This window comes from Paenibacillus anaericanus (genome assembly GCF_003994475.1).
In the GTDB taxonomy this organism is placed as follows: domain Bacteria; phylum Bacillota; class Bacilli; order Paenibacillales; family Paenibacillaceae; genus Fontibacillus; species Fontibacillus anaericanus.
Map to the genome: position 1 here is coordinate 88,503 of NZ_RZNY01000014.1, position 17,044 is coordinate 105,546.

16 protein-coding genes and 1 pseudogene are annotated in these 17,044 nt (G+C 39.3%); 12 read left to right on the forward strand and 5 right to left on the reverse strand.

What is annotated here, in order from left to right:
• Positions 1–53 precede the first annotated feature (53 nt).
• The 4 genes from EJP82_RS16825 to EJP82_RS16840 all read left to right on the forward strand — a co-directional run bounded on the left by EJP82_RS16825 (position 54) and on the right by EJP82_RS16840 (position 2,675).
• On the forward strand, positions 54–860 hold the full coding sequence (locus tag EJP82_RS16825) for an SDR family oxidoreductase (protein ID WP_127193239.1): 807 nt from the start codon (positions 54–56) through the stop codon (positions 858–860).
• A gap of 159 nt (positions 861–1,019) precedes the next feature.
• Complete coding sequence (locus tag EJP82_RS16830) at positions 1,020–1,355, forward strand: PadR family transcriptional regulator (RefSeq protein WP_127193240.1); 336 nt, start codon at positions 1,020–1,022, stop codon at positions 1,353–1,355.
• Positions 1,356–1,426: 71 nt separating this feature from the next.
• A complete protein-coding gene (locus tag EJP82_RS16835) occupies positions 1,427–2,113 on the forward strand; it encodes a permease prefix domain 1-containing protein (RefSeq protein WP_127193241.1) in 687 nt (228 codons plus the stop codon).
• Entirely contained in the window at positions 2,103–2,675 is a 573-nt protein-coding gene (locus EJP82_RS16840; RefSeq protein WP_246054219.1) for a DUF4825 domain-containing protein, read from the forward strand. The genes EJP82_RS16835 and EJP82_RS16840 overlap by 11 nt, the downstream gene beginning before the upstream one ends.
• Before the next feature lie 139 nt (positions 2,676–2,814).
• On the opposite strand, the gene EJP82_RS16845 is transcribed toward EJP82_RS16840, so the two are convergent.
• Entirely contained in the window at positions 2,815–3,183 is a 369-nt protein-coding gene (locus tag EJP82_RS16845) for a hypothetical protein (RefSeq protein WP_127193243.1), read from the reverse strand.
• Complete coding sequence (locus EJP82_RS16850) at positions 3,180–3,854, reverse strand: SOS response-associated peptidase (RefSeq protein WP_127193244.1); 675 nt, start codon at positions 3,852–3,854, stop codon at positions 3,180–3,182. Before EJP82_RS16850 ends, EJP82_RS16845 begins: the two co-directional genes overlap by 4 nt.
• A gap of 174 nt (positions 3,855–4,028) precedes the next feature.
• Here EJP82_RS16850 and EJP82_RS16855 point away from each other — a divergent pair, with 174 nt between their 5' ends.
• The 6 genes from EJP82_RS16855 to EJP82_RS16880 all read left to right on the forward strand — a co-directional run bounded on the left by EJP82_RS16855 (position 4,029) and on the right by EJP82_RS16880 (position 9,282).
• Positions 4,029–4,499: a 2-thiouracil desulfurase family protein gene (locus tag EJP82_RS16855; RefSeq protein WP_127193245.1), complete on the forward strand. Its 471-nt coding sequence runs from the start codon at positions 4,029–4,031 to the stop codon at positions 4,497–4,499.
• A 98-nt stretch (positions 4,500–4,597) separates the two neighbouring features.
• On the forward strand, positions 4,598–5,131 hold the full coding sequence (locus tag EJP82_RS16860) for a sigma-70 family RNA polymerase sigma factor (protein WP_127193246.1): 534 nt from the start codon (positions 4,598–4,600) through the stop codon (positions 5,129–5,131).
• The gene (locus tag EJP82_RS16865) at positions 5,121–6,467 is read left to right on the forward strand and encodes a hypothetical protein (RefSeq protein ID WP_127193247.1); all 1,347 of its coding nucleotides are present in this window, start codon (positions 5,121–5,123) and stop codon (positions 6,465–6,467) included. Before EJP82_RS16860 ends, EJP82_RS16865 begins: the two co-directional genes overlap by 11 nt.
• A gap of 110 nt (positions 6,468–6,577) precedes the next feature.
• Positions 6,578–7,303 carry a DsbA family oxidoreductase gene (locus EJP82_RS16870; RefSeq protein ID WP_127193248.1) on the forward strand — a complete coding sequence of 242 codons (726 nt, stop codon included), beginning with the start codon at positions 6,578–6,580 and terminating at the stop codon, positions 7,301–7,303.
• Between the two features lie 293 nt (positions 7,304–7,596).
• Complete coding sequence (locus EJP82_RS16875) at positions 7,597–8,538, forward strand: DegV family protein (RefSeq protein WP_246054206.1); 942 nt, start codon at positions 7,597–7,599, stop codon at positions 8,536–8,538.
• A 90-nt stretch (positions 8,539–8,628) separates the two neighbouring features.
• Positions 8,629–9,282: a Vat family streptogramin A O-acetyltransferase gene (locus EJP82_RS16880; protein ID WP_127193250.1), complete on the forward strand. Its 654-nt coding sequence runs from the start codon at positions 8,629–8,631 to the stop codon at positions 9,280–9,282.
• Positions 9,283–9,364: 82 nt separating this feature from the next.
• On the opposite strand, the gene tlp is transcribed toward EJP82_RS16880, so the two are convergent.
• Complete coding sequence (gene tlp, locus EJP82_RS16885) at positions 9,365–9,586, reverse strand: small acid-soluble spore protein Tlp (protein ID WP_127193251.1); 222 nt, start codon at positions 9,584–9,586, stop codon at positions 9,365–9,367.
• A gap of 146 nt (positions 9,587–9,732) precedes the next feature.
• On the opposite strand from tlp, the pseudogene EJP82_RS28725 reads away from it, so the two are divergent.
• Positions 9,733–12,057, forward strand: a pseudogene (locus tag EJP82_RS28725) (glycoside hydrolase).
• 72 nt (positions 12,058–12,129) lie between these two features.
• On the opposite strand, the gene EJP82_RS16895 reads toward EJP82_RS28725, so the two are convergent.
• Positions 12,130–13,167, reverse strand: a complete 1,038-nt coding sequence (locus tag EJP82_RS16895) for a sensor histidine kinase (protein ID WP_127193252.1) — start codon at positions 13,165–13,167, stop codon at positions 12,130–12,132.
• Entirely contained in the window at positions 13,164–13,838 is a 675-nt protein-coding gene (locus EJP82_RS16900) for a response regulator transcription factor (RefSeq protein WP_127193253.1), read from the reverse strand. The genes EJP82_RS16895 and EJP82_RS16900 overlap by 4 nt, the downstream gene beginning before the upstream one ends.
• 499 nt (positions 13,839–14,337) lie before the next feature.
• Between EJP82_RS16900 and EJP82_RS16905 the strand changes: the two genes are divergently transcribed.
• Positions 14,338–16,725: an ABC transporter ATP-binding protein/permease gene (locus EJP82_RS16905; protein ID WP_127193254.1), complete on the forward strand. Its 2,388-nt coding sequence runs from the start codon at positions 14,338–14,340 to the stop codon at positions 16,723–16,725.
• The last annotated feature ends 319 nt before the right edge of the window (positions 16,726–17,044 follow it).

Consider the following 17,044-nt stretch of genomic DNA (forward strand, 5'->3'; position numbering starts at 1 on the left):
GAAGTCCCGAATCCAAGAACCTCAATTTTTAAAAAATAGGAGAGTGTGACATCATGTCGATAAATCAAGTGAACAGTGGGCGATTTCAAGGGAAGTGTGCCATCGTGACGGGAGCCGGGTCTGGAATAGGTAAGGCGGCAGCGATTAAGCTTGCTAAGGAAGGAGCTAAGGTAGCTCTCTTTGATCTTCTGAATGATCGAACCCAAAGTACGGAAGCAGAGATTAACAATATTCACCCCGGAATGTCCCATGCCTTCGATGTGGATGTGTCTGACCCGGTGCGAGTAGAACAGGCTGTTCGTGAGGTAGCTGAACATTTTGGTGCTATCGATATAGTGTTCGCTAATGCAGGTATTAATGGTGCCGTGGGACCTATTGAAGAAATTAGTATTGAGGATTGGCAGAAGACGATGAGCATTAATCTGAACGGTACCTTTCTAACTGTCAAACATACAGTGCCCTACCTGAAAAAGCAGGGCGGGGGGAGTATCATTATCACCAGTTCCATTAACGGTAATGATCGTTTCTCAGGTTTTGGGATGTCGGCGTACAGTACGACGAAAGCCGGACAAGTCGCTTTTGCCAAAATGGCGGCGCTAGAGTTAGCCAAGTATAAGATCCGGGTAAATGTGATTTGCCCAGGTGCGATAGCCACGAATATTGACTCCAGTACGGAAGTTAGTGAAGATTTGAAAGAGATTATTATCCCTGTGGAGTATCCGGAAGGAGCTCAACCCCTCGCGGACGGACCAGGTGAAGCCGAGAATGTTGCGGATTTGGTGGCATTCCTAGCCTCAAATGAAGCGATACATATCACCGGGGCGAGGATCGTCATTGATGGGGCAGAGTCGTTACTGTAACGAGAAGATACATTAAGACAAAGGTGGCATAGCCACATGCTCAAGCAGATCATGCTTGGGCTTTTTTTTGTATTCAAAAAAATGAGTGTTTTATTCATGGCGAAGTACATTGACACACATAGTAATATTTTATATGATACACCTGTGAGGTGAACAATCATGAAGGAAAACAGTATTAGCAGCGATTTAATTCGGGGCAATATCGATACCATCATTCTTCGGGTGTTATTTGACGGAGACAATTACGGCTATGAAATTATTAAAGCTATTGCGAAAAAAAGCAACGGTAAATACGAGTTGAAAGAACCTTCGCTGTACACAAGCTTAAAAAGGCTAGAGTCTAATCAACTTATCCAGTCTTATTGGGGCGATGAAAGCCAAGGGGGTAGGCGCAAGTATTATAAGGTGACAGCAGCTGGGATGGAGACATATCAGCGCAATCTCGCCGATTGGAAGATAGCCAGGGAATTAATCGACAAGTTATTAGAGGATTAGGTACATACCTATGAATACCTAAATACCTACGAGGTAAGTTGACGTGCATTAATCTTGTTGGAGGGATCAGAATGAATCCATTACAAAGTTACGTGGACCAGTTATTTAAAGGACATAAGGATAATAAAGAAACAAATGATTTGAAGGCAGAGATTTTAAGTAATCTTGAAGCTAAAGTGGCTGACCTCACATCGGGTGGTATGGAGCATAAGCAAGCAATAAGAGTTGCTACCGAAAGTATCGATAGTGTCGATTTTTTATTGGATAAGGGGAACATAAAAATTTATTTCACCAGATACGTAACAGAGTTACTACAAATCGCTTTGTTGTATTGTCTAATTGCGTGGATTTTAACCATACCACTTAGAATCGTTGGTGAGGGAACTTTGCTAAATGGGCTTCTTTTAATTGCCGTTATTGTAATTGGAGTGCTATTTTTGATCTTAAGATTTATAAAAGCAAATCGGTTTGTGAATATGACATTCATATGTGATATGGAAGTTGTGAAGCGGTACCGGAGATCCATTTGGTTGATCTGGAGTCTATTTATTACGGTGTGGACACTAGGTAATGTAGCCATTGATTTTGGTAGCAATATCTGGTTTTCGCATCAGATTAAAATGGGGGGTCCTTATCAATTTGCTGTATTAGCAATCAAGTATGCACTTCCGTTTGTTTCTGTCATCATTCCTTTGCTATTTCAAGCTTCGTCGAAACTAATTGTAAAATATGAGGTAGGTGAGCGTGATGAAGACTAGAAATATGATCATCATGGTTCTACTTGTTCTTGGGATTGGCTTATTTGCAGTGGTACAAGGCTGGATCATCCCTCAAAAGGAACAAAATGAGCAGCGATATATAACCGAGCAGCAAGATCCACGTACACACGACATCGGTAATGTCTTGAAATTCAAGAGTAAATACATGGGCGATTTCTCTAATTTCGATCATTTGATCAGTTCGTTACCTTTGAACCATATTGAAAGAACATATCAACTTTATTCCGATCAATTAACAGCTCAAATCAATTATAAAGATACGGTATCGGGCATCGGAAGAACAATGGTAGAACAAAGTCTGATCTATAATGCAACGGCTGCTTTTGCACTGATTGACAACCTTAATACGATTAATTTTGATTTCATGGATTTAGACTATCAAGTCACACGTCAGGATGTTGAGAGTTGGTATGGTGTCACAGTTTCAACTTTATTAGACGAAGATACATGGCGAACAAAGGTTCAAGAACAACTTGACGACGAAGAGTATGTACTCAATTGCTCAAAAGCGATTCTTATAAATGCTTATTTCTCAGATTAAACAAGGCTGTAACATATAATTAGAAATGCAAATAGGCGTACCTCAGTCAGATGATTAGAGTCATTAGTCATCGGAAAACAGAAATCCATCCCGCTAGTTGAAGGGGATGGATTTCTTGTTGAATGTTCTTTTTTAACGATCAGAACAGAGGGAATACATATTTGACCAAGAAGTAAAGTGCTCCGAAAAATATGATGATATAAGCTGCGTATTTAATAAAGGTAGACGCGACAACGCTGGAATCAGATTTCTTTTGTACCTCCCGATGTTCCACTTCAACACTTCTGTCTTTGTAAGCCGGTTCCATCATCAATCTCTCCTCTCGAATTTGAATGTTATCATTTCCTGTAGCTAATTTTGTATAGCCTCCATTAACCGAGACATTCTTGCTTGAAACAAAAGGCAGTACGCTACTTGCCCGATTGGTTATTATCACTATGCTATAATGATTCCAACCAAAGTGGATAAGATCGTAGCCTAAGATGAGAAGTGTTACGGATTTAATCACATTGAGAGTTGCTCGATTAATTCCTTAGAGTCATTCCGCACATTACCTACTGCCGAAGAAACCGGATACGCGCTCATTTTGGATGCGTCATATGGTTTCAATAATGCCAACAAGGATTGGACATCGTTATTGTTTCTTCCAAGCCAATCCGCCTCATCTTCAGGACGTAAGATCACTGGCATCCGATCATAGATATCTTCCATCAGACGGTTTGGGGTAGTGGTGATAATCGTACAGGTGCTAGTTTTTTTGCCTTCCGCATCCACCCAAATATCGTATAGTCCGGCCATTGAAAAAATACTTCGATCCGACATCACAATCCGCATAGGTTGTTTACCGTCATCCTGTTTCTTCCACTCATAAAATCCATCGGCTGGAATGATGCAGCGACGTGTACTAATCAACTTCTTGAACGACGGCTTCTCCAGCAGTGTTTCTGCCCGGGCATTAATTAGCTTACTTGCGTGCTTATCGTCTTTGGCCCTAGATGGAACCAATCCCCAGCGAAGCTGTCCGATCCTGTTGCCTGAACTAGTGTTAATCACTGCCGGAATGTATTGCATAGGAGCAACGTTATATCTCGGACCATATTGGGCCATGGCCACATCATCTGTCATGTATCTGATCATTAATTGTTCTATTGTAACTGTAATTGTATATCGTCCGCACATGAGCACCACTCCTAGGACAAGGTGAAATCTATTGTTCGAGTTTATGTTAGATATCCATTGATGACCATTATAGTATAATATGTAGGGTTGAATGTCTAATTCAACAGCTATAGTGTTGAGAATCCGAAATATATAGTATAGTTATTCAGAAGCTTGGACCAGGAGGCGTTCTTCGTGATATTGGTAAGTTCTTGTCTGGCGGGACAAAAGGTAAGATATAATGGCACAGATTGCTTGAATGGGAACATTCAAAGGTTGTTAGATGAGAATAAGGTGACCATGGTGTGCCCAGAGTTGCTTGGAGGCTTCTCGATTCCTAGGGAACCAGCCGAGATTGTTGGCGGAAATGGTGAAGATGTGCTCGATGGGCGTGCAAAAGTCATTAGTAAGACAGGAGCGGACGTCACAGATATGTATATAAAAGGGGCTATCGAAACGCTTATTATAGCTCGTGAAGTTTCAGCTTCAATCGTGATCCTGAAGGAAAACAGTCCTTCGTGTGGAAGTTCCATGATTTATAATGGCGAATTTAAAGGTGTAAAGTTGGCTGGTAGCGGGGTTACTACGGCTCTGCTCAGAAAAAATGGGATCGAAGTCATTTCGGAAGAGGCGCTCTTCCAAACCTCTGCGCATCTTTTTGAGTAAATACATACTACTTGCCTCCCAACGGGAGGTTTTTTCTTATAGTTAGAGCCAAAATTGAAATCGCAACGTCTAATTAGTATAGAGTTCAAGAGAAGTAGGTGAAGGACATCATACATTTGGTCAAAAAAGCTCAGCAGGGTGACGAAACGGCTTATTTGGAGTTATTTCAACAGTTTGAAGTAGACATATATCGTACGGCTTATGTGTACTTGAAAAACCAAGAAGATGCTTTGGATGTAGTTCAAGAAACCGCATATCGATCGTTCAAATCCATTACGAGCTTAAAAGAATCGAAATATTTTAAAACCTGGCTTATCAGAATTGCGATTAGTTGTTCTATCGATTTACTTAGGCAGCGGAAAAAGGTGGTTCAGCTAAAGCCGGAATACTACGAGGGGAAAAAGGATGGGGAAGATGATAACCTCCCACTATCCTTATCATTGAAAGACCTAATTGATCTGTTAGATGAGGATGAGAAGAGTGTCATCATTTTAAAATTTTATCACGATTATACGATTCAGCAGACTGCGGAAATCTTATCTATTCCACTGGGGTCAGTTAAGACGATTCTATATCGAGCTTTGAAAAAACTCCGCCGACTAACAGAGGAGGGTGATTTGTATGAACAATAATATAAAACAAGAAATCGATAAAATCGAGATCCCACCACAACTCCATCTGAGAAGTCAAATGGGGATTAAGCAAGCAAAGCTTGAACAAGTAGAATCCAGACAAAGCATGAAGCGATGGACCCCTCGAAAGACCATAGTTGCGCTGGTCGTAGCCTTCATTCTGATAACAACAGCTATTTTTAATACTCAAGTTATAGCGGCAATCCAAAAAGCTCTACAGTATTTCCCTGGAATAGGGATGGTTGTGGAAGAAGAGATTCCTCAGGAAAGGTATGTGCTTAAGGAGCCCATTACTACGGAAGTGGAGGGGGGATTCGTTGTGATAACGGGTATGGTTGTTGAAGACGAAATGACCGTTATTACGATGTCCGGAGAAAATACAACTAGGCTTCAAAGTATCAAAATAATCAATGAAGAAGGAATAGAGTATAACTTGGAATCTGGCGTAACAAGTAGTACGTCGGGCCAATGGGGAGGGTCCTTTTGGCAACAGGGGAAGTTGGACCTCAAAGGGAAGGTACAAATTATTATAGAAGATAATCCAGAAATCATCATTCCACTTACACTCACAAAGGCAGAGACATATAATAGTTATCAAGATATGGGAGAAACGGACACGAAGAACGGAGTGACCATCACTGCAATTGCTAGCCGCATTGGGGGGACTGCTAGAATTTCTTTAGTGTCACAAGTTCCTCAGGAAATTAAAATTATTAATTTTGGTATACAAGGTATACACGGGGATCAGAAGATAGACGTTATAGATGAGAAAGGAAATAGGCATGAAATAAAACAGTTTATGGTGTCTTCAAGCATTGCAAGCGAACATTATGTTAGTTCGCCTATCTCTGAACTAAATCGGAGTAAACCATTGCTTTCAAGTCCAGCAAACGAGTTTTACTTCGAATTATCTGATAGCGATGTTCCAACCTATAACCTAACGATCCCTGAGATTAACGTGACTTATAATGATAAAGTCAAGATCTCTTTAGATATTCCAAGCGATACGACTGCGGATAGTGACAAAACATTCGAAATCGCAGGTTTCCCCGTTAAAATAACAAAACTTGAAGTTGTAGATAAGGATCAGCTTAGAATGTACGTAGACCTTAACTTTAATGAGGAAGCTACGGAATCGTTGATTAATTTTAAGATTGATGCTCAAAGTTACATGGGCAAATTTAATGAACACACAAAAGCACTAGAATATCTTCAATTTGATATTAAGCCGGGTAGCAAAGTGATGAAGTTAACGATAAATGATCCAGAAGTGGTGATAAGAGGTCCTTGGAATTTTGAGTTACCTACGAATAAGTACTTTGGAACAGATAAATAGATTTAATAGTTAAGTTATTTTACTTACTTAATATCTTTTGTAAAATAACTTACTTTTTTATAATAGTCGGGTTATAATGAAGACATCTAGAGATCATGGAGGTATGAATAATGAAAGTTGAAATATGGTCCGATTATGTGTGTCCGTTCTGCTATATAGGAAAACGTAAGTTTGAAGCTGGATTACAGCAGTTTGCACATAAAGAAGAAATTGAAATTGTTTATAAGAGCTTTGAGCTTGCGCCGGATATGCCTGTTGATGGTAATCCGAATGTATATGAAATGCTTGCATCCAAATATGGCATGAGCCGCGAGCAGGCCATCGCCAATACGAACAATATTACGGAGCAGGCAAAAGAGCTGGGTCTGGATTATTATTTCGATCGTACAATTCAGACGAACACATTCGACGCGCATCGCTTATCCCATTTTGCAGCATCCAAAGGGAAGCTTAAAGAGATGACGGAACGTTTACTGAAGGCTCATTTTACCGATACGCTACATGTTGGTAATCAAGAAACACTAGCTGATTTGGCTGCTGAGGTGGGACTTGATCGTGCTGAAGCTCTCCAAGTATTGAAGAGTGGGGAATTCAGTAACGAAGTGCGTGCGGATGAGCAGGAAGCAATGCAGATTGGCGTTAGAGGTGTTCCGTTTTTTGTTATTAACCGCAAATATGCTGTATCTGGGGCGCAATCAAGCGATACATTCCTAGGTGCACTGCAGAAAGCTTGGGATGAAGAACATCCATCTTTTACCGTACTTGGTGACCCAGATGTTGATTTATGTACGGATGGTAGTTGTATCGTTCCGGGGCAAGATAAGTCTTCATCTTGATTCAAATGAACTAAAAATACTCTCATTACTAAAGAAAACGGCTGAACATACGTCGTTTTCTTTTTTTGTCCGATTTTATTAAGATGAAGAAATGATTTCATAAATATGATAGATCATTTGGGGGAATTCCCCAGAGAATCAATAATTGTGTGACCGTGTAGTCAAAAATCGACAAATTCCGTTCAATCTAGGTGAACATTTCTTTACCTATAAATCCCTCTCATATATGCTAGCTTAGAAGACTAACCAGAACTTAAATCGATATATTTGGGGGAATTAAGATCATTAAAATAATGGCGGATTCAACTTGTGACTTAACTGACGAGATAATTGAGAAATATAACATTGGGATCGCGCCATTAACGATAAGTATAAATGGTAAAGAAAATAGAGATAAAATCGATATTAAAGCGGATGATTTCTACGCTATTCTTGATAATCTTGAAGAAAGCCCAACTACATCGATGCCAAACCCTTCAGAATATTTGAAAATTATTGACCAAGCTATTACAGATGGATGCACAGAAATATTATGTATCTGTATGTCGAGTGGGACCAGTGGATCTTATCAATCTGCTGAATTGGCGAAAGAATCTTTCTTTGAAGATCATCCGGATTCTTCGATTAAAATTCATGTAGTAGATTCAAGATCGATGAGCCAGGGTAGTGGATGGTTAATTTTGAAAACGGCTATGTTGAGAGACAAAGGGTTTAGTTTTGACGAATTAGTTCATTTTAATGAAACCTTTAAAAGAAATGTGAAGCACTTTCTCTGTGTGGATGATTTAAATCACTTAATTAGAAGTGGGAGACTGACAAATGCTAGTGCCTTAATTGGTAGGATTCTGAAAATCAAACCGATCATGTCGATGAGAAATGGCAAAGGCGCAATTGTAGCAAAGGAAAGAGGACTTAAGGGAGTCCTGAACCATTATGTGAGAGAGTTTACTCTGAGAAATGACTGGGATATCACAGACTTCATTATTATAGGGTACACTTCAGAGCGAGCAATTGCTGAAACTCTATTGGATAAGATCAGACAAGAAACAGAATTCACAGGTGAAATTTTTATTATGCAAATGGGTGTGGCCGTAGGTACGCATGTAGGTTTAGGGGCCGTTTCCATGTTCTTTATTGAGCAGGGACATAAGAGAGATGGTTTGTTGATCAATGAAATTCATGCTATTACCGAAAAGAAAAATGAATTTATGAAGAAAATAAAGAAAAAACAATAAAAAAAAAGGTAATAATAAATTATAGAGAAACATTTGTAGGAATGATGAACCAATTCAAGGCGATGAGAGAACGCTGAGAGGAGTGATTGTATGACAATAGCACCAGATAAAAATAAACTGTATCCTAATGAAAATATAAGAACCGTTTGTTACATTAAGAATTTGCCCAGTAGGCCAAACGTTGAGATTGGTGATTATACTTATTACAGCGACAATAAGAATTCACCTGAGAATTTCTATGACCATATTCAGCATCATTATGAATTTTTAGGAGATAAGCTGATAATCGGTAAGTTTTGTGCCATTGCTGAAGGGGTTACTTTTATTATGAATGGTGCTAATCATCGGATGGATGGGATTACAACATATCCTTTTAATATTTTTGCTGGAGGTTGGGAGAAGGTCACTCCAACACTAGAGCAGTTACCTTTTAAAGGTGACACAGTGATTGGTAATGATGTATGGTTGGGTCAAAATGTCACAATTATGCCAGGGGCAGTGATGGGTGACGGGGCGATTGTTGCTTCGAACTCAACTGTTGTAAAGGACATTGAACCCTATACCATTGTTGGCGGTAACCCTGCAAAGGTAATTAAGAAGCGCTTCAACGACGAAACGATTATAGCTTTACTTAAGCTTCAATGGTGGAATTGGGATGAGCAGCAGATATTTGATCATCTTGAGCAATTAGTGTCGGTTCATGATATGGATACACTAAAGAAGTTGCTGAATTCGGTGAATTAAATGGGGAAGCCCCCTGATCGGATAAAACACAAAAACAAGATCTCTCTTCAAATGAAGGAGATCTTGTTTTTGTTGTTTGTACTTATTGTTGATCGGCTTGCTCATCTTTTACTTCTTCTCGAAAGCCATCAATTGCGTTAAGGCGTTTTGCATTCTTTTTTTCGATTTGATGCTTCTGTTCGCTCGAAAGCTCTTCAGAGAATTCGGTTAAATATTTTTGGCCTTCGCGGAAATTTGAAACCGTATTCTGAATGCTTTCATTCAGTTTCTGAACATTATCAGACCGATCGTCGGGTTTTGCCAAGGGTGCACCTCCTGAACATAAAATTGTAATGTGCGTTGAACACCTTGGTTATTTTCCCGCGTGATGGGTTGTTTTATTCGTTGAATATTTGTTGTAACATTCACGTAACACCCCTAAGTTAGTATACGTGTCAGGGGGGAATCAATATGAAAACGAAAAGAATATTATCGATCGTTGTAGTTACTGCAACTGTAGTAAGCTTGCTCGCAGGATGTACAGACGACCAAAATGTCAAAGGGAGAGAGGTGAATTCACAGCAAGAAAGTCTAGATTTTAAATTTAATGTAGATCCTACAACCTTTAAGCTTGAGGTGGAATCCGGCGGTATTACGGAGACCGTATCTGAGCCATTAACAGAAATGAAGGTATCCGACTTAAATAACAATGGTGATAAAGTGACCTGGACGTATCCTGAAAAGGACATCGATGTTGAAATTGAACAAAAGGAGCAATATATAGATTTAACAATAAAATCGAATAAAAAAGATGGAAATTCCTTCGCATGGCCATTAGTAAAAGGAGAGGGATATATGCTTCCGCTGCACCAAGGGAAGTATATTCCGAGTGGTGATGAAGTTTGGAAAGAGTATTTAAACGAAGAAACAGTGAAAGTAATTGAGTCTTTCTCTATGCAGTTTTTTGCAGTGGATAAGAGTAAATACTCATTAGTTTATATAATTAAAAATCCTTATAATAATGAGATTTCGTTTGATACAGAACAAGGAATTGAGTTTGCTTTTAATCATGAGTACACTTCGATAAATGAGACTAAGGAATATGGGTTTAGGATATATCTTACGGAGAAAAATCCGGTGAATGTTGCAAAGACTTATAAGAACTATCTGATTGAAAAGGGAGAGTTCAAAACTCTCGCGGAGAAGGCTAAAAAAAATAGCAATATTGAAAAGCTATATGGCGCTCCGCATGTTTATTTTTGGGATAGAAGTGTGATTTCTGAGGAAAATATTAAATGGGATCAATTTAGGAGCGAATTTCCTGTCCAATTGAAATTATGGATTCAAGATTTATTAAATACTAAGGTGGAAGATGGGGCAGAACTTGGATCAGCGTATGATGACATGACTTCCTTAGATTATATAGACAAGTATACCAAAAGCAGAATTTTAAAAAGCTTGAGCTCCGTAATACAGTTGAAGGAGTTTTATAACGCGGAAATATTTACGGATACAGACAAAGAAACTCAAGGATTATTAAACAAAGGTGTGGAGAATTTAAATCCTGTAGAATTGATTGAATTAAATAAGATGCTTCTTAAAAGCGTCCTTGGAAATCTAGTTGACCCCATAGATAAATGGGCAGATGCAAATACAGTTGATGTGATAAAGGCTATGAAGGATTCGGGCATAGACAAAATGTGGATCGGTTTGGATGACTGGCAAGAAGGATTTATCAAACCAGAGTTGGTACAAGAAGCAAATGATCAAGGATATCTAATTGGCACCTATGATTCTTATCATTCGATCCATAAACCAGGTGAAGAGCAGTGGGAAACAGCTAAGTTTACGGATACTTCGCTATTTGAGGATGCTACCGTAACCAATAAGGACGGTAACAAAATTGAAGGATTCCAAGGTGTAGGTAGAAAATTGAATCCGACTTTGGCAATGCCCAGTGTAAAAGAGCGGGTTAACTCTATTTTAGATACGGGATTACCATTTAACTCATAGTTTTTAGACACAGATGGAACTGGTGAGGTATTCGATGATTATTCACCTGCGCATATTACCACGGAAGAAGAAGATATCAAGGCAAGAATGGAGAGAATGGAATATCTTCAAGCAGAGCATGGAATGGTTGTAGGTACGGAGGGCGGGAATGATTTTGCTAACAAAAGTATCGCCTTTGCACATGGAATAGAAATGCCGTCATTTTCCTGGATGGATAAGGACATGAGTAGCAACAAAAATAGCGATTATTACGTAGGAAGATATTACTCTAGTACGGGCGGAGTTCCTGAATTATTTGCTAAACAAATACCTTTAAAAGATAACTATAAAAAGTTATTTTTGGATGAAACGTATAACATCCCATTGTACAAGCTGGTCTACAACGATGCAGTGGTTACAGCCTATTGGTGGGGATGGGGGACACTGAAAATTGAAGATGAAATATCAAATAGAATGTTGTATGAAGTACTTTATAATGTCCCGCCTTTATATCACATAGATAAAGATGAGTGGAAAAAGCATAAAGAAACCATCATAAATCACTCTAAGGTATGGTCGGAATTCAGCAAAAAGGCAATAACTAGAGAAATGACTGACTATAAGGTTCTATCAGACGATAGGCTGGTTCAAATGACGAAATATGGTGAGGACTTAAGAGTTGTAGCCAATTTTTCGGAAACTGAATTTATGTTTGGAGCCTCAAAAATACCAGCTAAATCATTATTAATAATGGATGGGGATCGTGATTCGATATATAAGCCAGAAGTGAAATCAGCGAATTAAATAGCAGCCGCCCGGGTTAACCTTCTTAGGTTAGTCGGGCGGTTATTTGTATTATGGGAGGACATGATCGTACTAATCAATAGGTAACTTGACCGTAAAGGTTGAACCTACGCCAAATTCGCTTTCCACCTCAATCGTACCCCCACATAAGTTGATAATACGACTGACTAATGAAAGACCGAGTCCGTTTCCTTCGCCAGACCTGGCATGATCTCCTTGATAGAACTTTTCAAATATGTGCTTCCTTACATTCTTCTCCATGCCGATACCATTATCGGATATTGTGATTGAAATATAGTCATTTTGTGGTACAAGATTTACCGATATTTCTCCGCCCGCTTGCGTAAATTTAATCGCATTTCCTAATAGATTCAACCACACCTGCATCATAAGTTCTTCGTTACCGTAATAATGAACTTTCTCAAGCTCAATATTAAGCGTCATTTGTTTAGGTTCCCACAGGGTCTCTAATAGTAATATGGCTTGCCTTAGTTGCTCATCTAATCGATATTCCTTTTTCTCGGATATTACTTCTTGATTTTCGAGTTTGGAAATTTTCAGAATATTGCCGGAAAGCATGGACAATTGCCGCGCACTACCTATAATCATCTCTGTATATTCATCATGTTCTTCTTCTGTGATGGTCTTATCTTGTAACAATGTGGCATAGCCTTCAATGGAAGCAATAGGTGTCTTAAATTCATGAGATACATTTACTACAAAGTCATTGCGTAGCGTTTCGATGCTGCGTAATTCTTGGGCCATAATATTGAAATGATGCGCCATTTCACTAATTTCATTAATTCGATGGGATTCATTTAACTCAATTTCAAAGTTTCCCTTGGCGATTTCTTTTGCAGCATTGCTGAAAATAGTAATCGGGGATAATATTTTTTTCCCTACCATGATCGTAATGATGCTACCGATAACAAGACTGAGCAATACAATGACTAGTATGGGTGAAAAAGGAACTCTACCGTGTTGAGTTGTATTTGAGAAATGAATGTACAAAAACGCTAATGGTGCCATAATCAGTAAGGATGACAAGATAATTAAAAATACTAATGACACAAAATACCACCAAAGACTTTTGAAGATAGACTTTTTCATGTCGGTTTCACCGCCTTATAACCCAGACCTCTTACGGTGATAATCTCAAAATCGGCACAACCCTTAAACCGCTCTCGCAAGCGGTTAATATGCACGACTACCGTGTGTTCATCAGATTCAGAATCCATACCCCATATTTCGTCCATCAACTGCTGCTTGGTGAAGGTCTTATTCGGATACGATAATAGTTTGTACAATAAATAAAACTCTTTCTGTGGAAGAAGAATGCTTTCTTCATACTGAGATACGGTTAACGAATCATAATCCAATAGAGTATTCCCACATTCTAATTTACGGTCACTCACAATCTTGGCCCGGCGTAGCAGTGCTCCGACTCGTAGTATCATTTCATTAACATCAATTGGCTTTACCATATAATCGTCTATTCCAACGAGAAACCCTCGTTGCTTGTCAGCAAAGTTTTCCTTTGCCGTTACCATTAAGATGGGAAGATTAAAGTTTGCTTCTCTGAGGGTTTTGGTAAGTTCGTAACCGTCCATATGCGGCATCATAATATCTGAAATGATCAAATCTACATATTCCTTATCTAAAATAGAGAGTGCATCTTTCCCATCTTCCGCAGATAGTGCGCGATAACCATTTCTGGTAAGAACCGTGCAGAATAACTGACGTAATTTCTTGTCATCCTCAACGACTAGGATATTAAACATAAAGGTACCTCCGAAGGTATTTGTGATATGAAAAGTAAATGAAACGTCTCAACACCAAAAAGAAATGTCTAGACACCAAAATCAGTGAACAACCTTTGATCGAATGGACGCCGCTGCGGGTCGGAGGGTTCTTACAATCGCTGTTAAAGCCCTATTTCTTGAATAAAAAAGGATTATCGGTTGAAATAGGGCTTTAAAGGCGAACACTACCGTTTCTTCAGAATCCCTCCGACCCTTCGCTCTGTTCGCTTGTACAGTCAATCACTGATTTCTAAATTGAGCCATTTCATTTATAGGCTTGTACGAATATTAGTATAACGCATAAATATAAAGTAAATCTCAACCGCTAATGTGTGGCAGTTGTAAGAAGGAAGAAGTTTAACTTGAAGAAGTTTAACTTGAAGAAGATTAACTTAGTTTAGGTTTAGTTTATATATGGTTGATATACTGAGTACTATAAACAAAGAGAGAAAGAGTATCAGGAGGGAGAAACATCGGTATGTTACAGCTAAAAGATATTACAAAAAGTTATAAGACTGGGGAATTCACGCAAGTTGCCCTGGACAAGGTAAGTCTTAATTTCAGGGAGAGCGAATTTGTTGCTATCCTCGGACAGAGTGGGTCTGGTAAGACGACCTTATTAAATGTGATCGGTGGTCTTGATCAGTACGACAGTGGAGAGCTAATTATTAACGGACAATCCACCAAAAACTTTCAAGATGGAGAATGGGATGCTTATCGTAATAATAGTGTAGGCTTTATATTCCAAAGCTATAACCTGATTTCACATCTAAGTATCGTGGATAACGTTGAAATGGGGATGACACTTAGTGGTGTTCCCGCAGCGGAGAAGAATAAGAAGGCAATGGAAGTGCTTGAAAAGGTCGGCTTGAAAGACCATGTACACAAGAAACCAAACCAGTTGTCAGGTGGTCAGATGCAGCGTGTTGCTATTGCGCGTGCTCTTGCGAACAATCCTGATATTATTCTGGCGGATGAACCAACAGGTGCGCTAGATTCAGAGACTAGTGAACAAATCATGGATTTGATTAAGACGATTGCGGAAGACAAGCTTGTCATTATGGTTACTCACAATCCTGAATTGGCAGAACAATATGCGGATCGTGTAATCAAGTTCTCCGATGGTAAGGCGGTATCGGATAGCAATCCTCTAGCCAATCAAAAGTTAACATCCAATTATAAACTCAAGAAAACAAGCATGAGCTTTCTTACAGCATTAAAACTATCGGGTAAAAACATAGCAACTAAGAAGTGGAGAACCGGATTAACTGCTTTTGCATCTAGTATTGGTATTATCGGCATTGCGTTAATCCTCTCATTATCGAATGGATTTGATAAGCAAATCAGTTCTTATGAGACGGGAGCACTCTCTACTTTTCCAATTACGATTAGTCAGACTGCCATGAACGTTGATATGACACAAAATCCTTCATTTGGTGGTACTGACCTTACTGCTTATACGGAAGAGAAGGCACTATTCCCATACGATCCAACAGAGAATTCTATTCTTCACAATAATGTATTATCTACTGAGTATATGGATTATCTTGAGAAGATTGACCCAGCACTTATCGATGGAATATCTTATACTCGTACAGTGAATATGAATATGTTGAAGTTGGACGGAGACAAGGCAACAACATTGAATAAGGGGAATCTAAGCTTTTCTTCCTATCCCAGTAAGCATGGGGATGCCGCAGGCAGCTATTTAGAGCAATACTATGATCTACTTGAGGGAAGCTTCCCAACAGAGATGACGGATCTTGTTCTCATAGTGGATGAATATAATCGTTTGGACAATGCCTCACTTGATGCGCTGGGTATTAAGCATGACACAGACCGCGTAGATTTTAATGATTTGATTGGTTATGAATTGAAACTGATTAAGAATGATGATTATTACGTCAAAAACGGTGAACAGTTTACCGTTAACGGTAATGTTTCGAATTTGATTGATATGTATAATAGCGACAAAGCGACAACTTTAAAAATCGTCGGTGTTATTCGCGGTCAGGAAGAATCCAAGATGTCTACGCTACCTGCCGGAGTTGCATACTCTGATGAACTTGCAACCTATTTTATTGAGGATGCGAAAAACTCAGAGATCGTTAAGGCACAACAGGAAGCAGATTATAATGTGATTACTGGAGAGTTATTGTCTCAGGATGCAACGGGTGGAAGTGCAATGGCAGGGATGCGTCCAGGTGCAATGCCGGCCGGTGGAATGGCATCAGCTATGTCTGCAGGCTCCAATGTCGCTCCAACCAAAGATGAGATGTTAGCTACCTTGGGTGCAACAGAGATTCCAGCTTCTATTTCACTATATCCGGTTGATTTTGGAGCAAAAGAAAAGATCACTACTTATCTGGATGAGTGGAATAAAGACTTAGAAACAGAGAACAAAGTGGTATACACAGATATGGCAGCCATTGTTACACGTATTTCTGGTGGGATTATGGATGGTATTACCATGGTGCTTGTGGCATTTGCGGCAATCTCTCTCGTGGTATCGTTGATCATGATTGGTATTATCACTTATATTTCTGTTATGGAAAGAACGAAGGAGATTGGTGTTCTTCGCGCCTTGGGTGCAAGGAAGAAGGATATCACACGAGTATTTAATGCAGAGACCTTTATTATTGGTGCTTGCTCAGGATTACTTGGTATTGGTGTTACGTATCTGTTAACATTCCCAGTGAATGCTATACTTTATAATCTCACTGAACTCTCGAACGTTGCCCAACTTAATCCGATTCATGCATTATCGCTAGGTATTATTAGTGTAGTGCTTACGATGATTGGTGGTTTCATTCCTGCTAAGATGGCAGCGAAGAAGGATCCGGTTACGGCTTTACGTAGCGAATAGGTTGAAAAATAGTAGCAGCTCAATATCAAAATCAGTGCTTCAAATATATAACCGTAGATTGATGGCCGCTACGCGGACGGATTATCCTTACGATCGCTGTTGCCACCGGATTTCTTGATTTGAAACCGCATAAAGCGGTTGAAATCCAGTGGCAAAGGCGACCGCTGCGCTTCTTCAGGACAATTCCGTCCTCTCCGCTACGATCTACTTATACTTTTAGCAAGCACTGCTTCTAATATAGAGCCATACTAAAAAGGAATAAAAAGGGTTCAACCTCGTAGCAATACGGGGTTGAACCCTTCTTTTTTACGTCAATTAA

Excerpts from the sequence above, each read along its gene's own strand:
- EJP82_RS16825 (WP_127193239.1), top strand. The coding sequence starts at position 54 with ATGTCGATAAATCAAGTGAACAGTGGGCGATTTCAAGGGAAGTGTGCC.
- EJP82_RS16830 (WP_127193240.1), top strand. The coding sequence starts at position 1,020 with ATGAAGGAAAACAGTATTAGCAGCGATTTAATTCGGGGCAATATCGAT.
- EJP82_RS16835 (WP_127193241.1), top strand. The coding sequence starts at position 1,427 with ATGAATCCATTACAAAGTTACGTGGACCAGTTATTTAAAGGACATAAG.
- EJP82_RS16840 (WP_246054219.1), top strand. The coding sequence starts at position 2,103 with ATGAAGACTAGAAATATGATCATCATGGTTCTACTTGTTCTTGGGATT.
- EJP82_RS16850 (WP_127193244.1), bottom strand. The coding sequence starts at position 3,854 with ATGTGCGGACGATATACAATTACAGTTACAATAGAACAATTAATGATC.
- EJP82_RS16865 (WP_127193247.1), top strand. The coding sequence starts at position 5,121 with ATGAACAATAATATAAAACAAGAAATCGATAAAATCGAGATCCCACCA.
- EJP82_RS16870 (WP_127193248.1), top strand. The coding sequence starts at position 6,578 with ATGAAAGTTGAAATATGGTCCGATTATGTGTGTCCGTTCTGCTATATA.
- EJP82_RS16875 (WP_246054206.1), top strand. The coding sequence starts at position 7,597 with ATGGCGGATTCAACTTGTGACTTAACTGACGAGATAATTGAGAAATAT.
- EJP82_RS16880 (WP_127193250.1), top strand. The coding sequence starts at position 8,629 with ATGACAATAGCACCAGATAAAAATAAACTGTATCCTAATGAAAATATA.
- EJP82_RS16895 (WP_127193252.1), bottom strand. The coding sequence starts at position 13,167 with ATGAAAAAGTCTATCTTCAAAAGTCTTTGGTGGTATTTTGTGTCATTA.
- EJP82_RS16900 (WP_127193253.1), bottom strand. The coding sequence starts at position 13,838 with ATGTTTAATATCCTAGTCGTTGAGGATGACAAGAAATTACGTCAGTTA.
- EJP82_RS16905 (WP_127193254.1), top strand. The coding sequence starts at position 14,338 with ATGTTACAGCTAAAAGATATTACAAAAAGTTATAAGACTGGGGAATTC.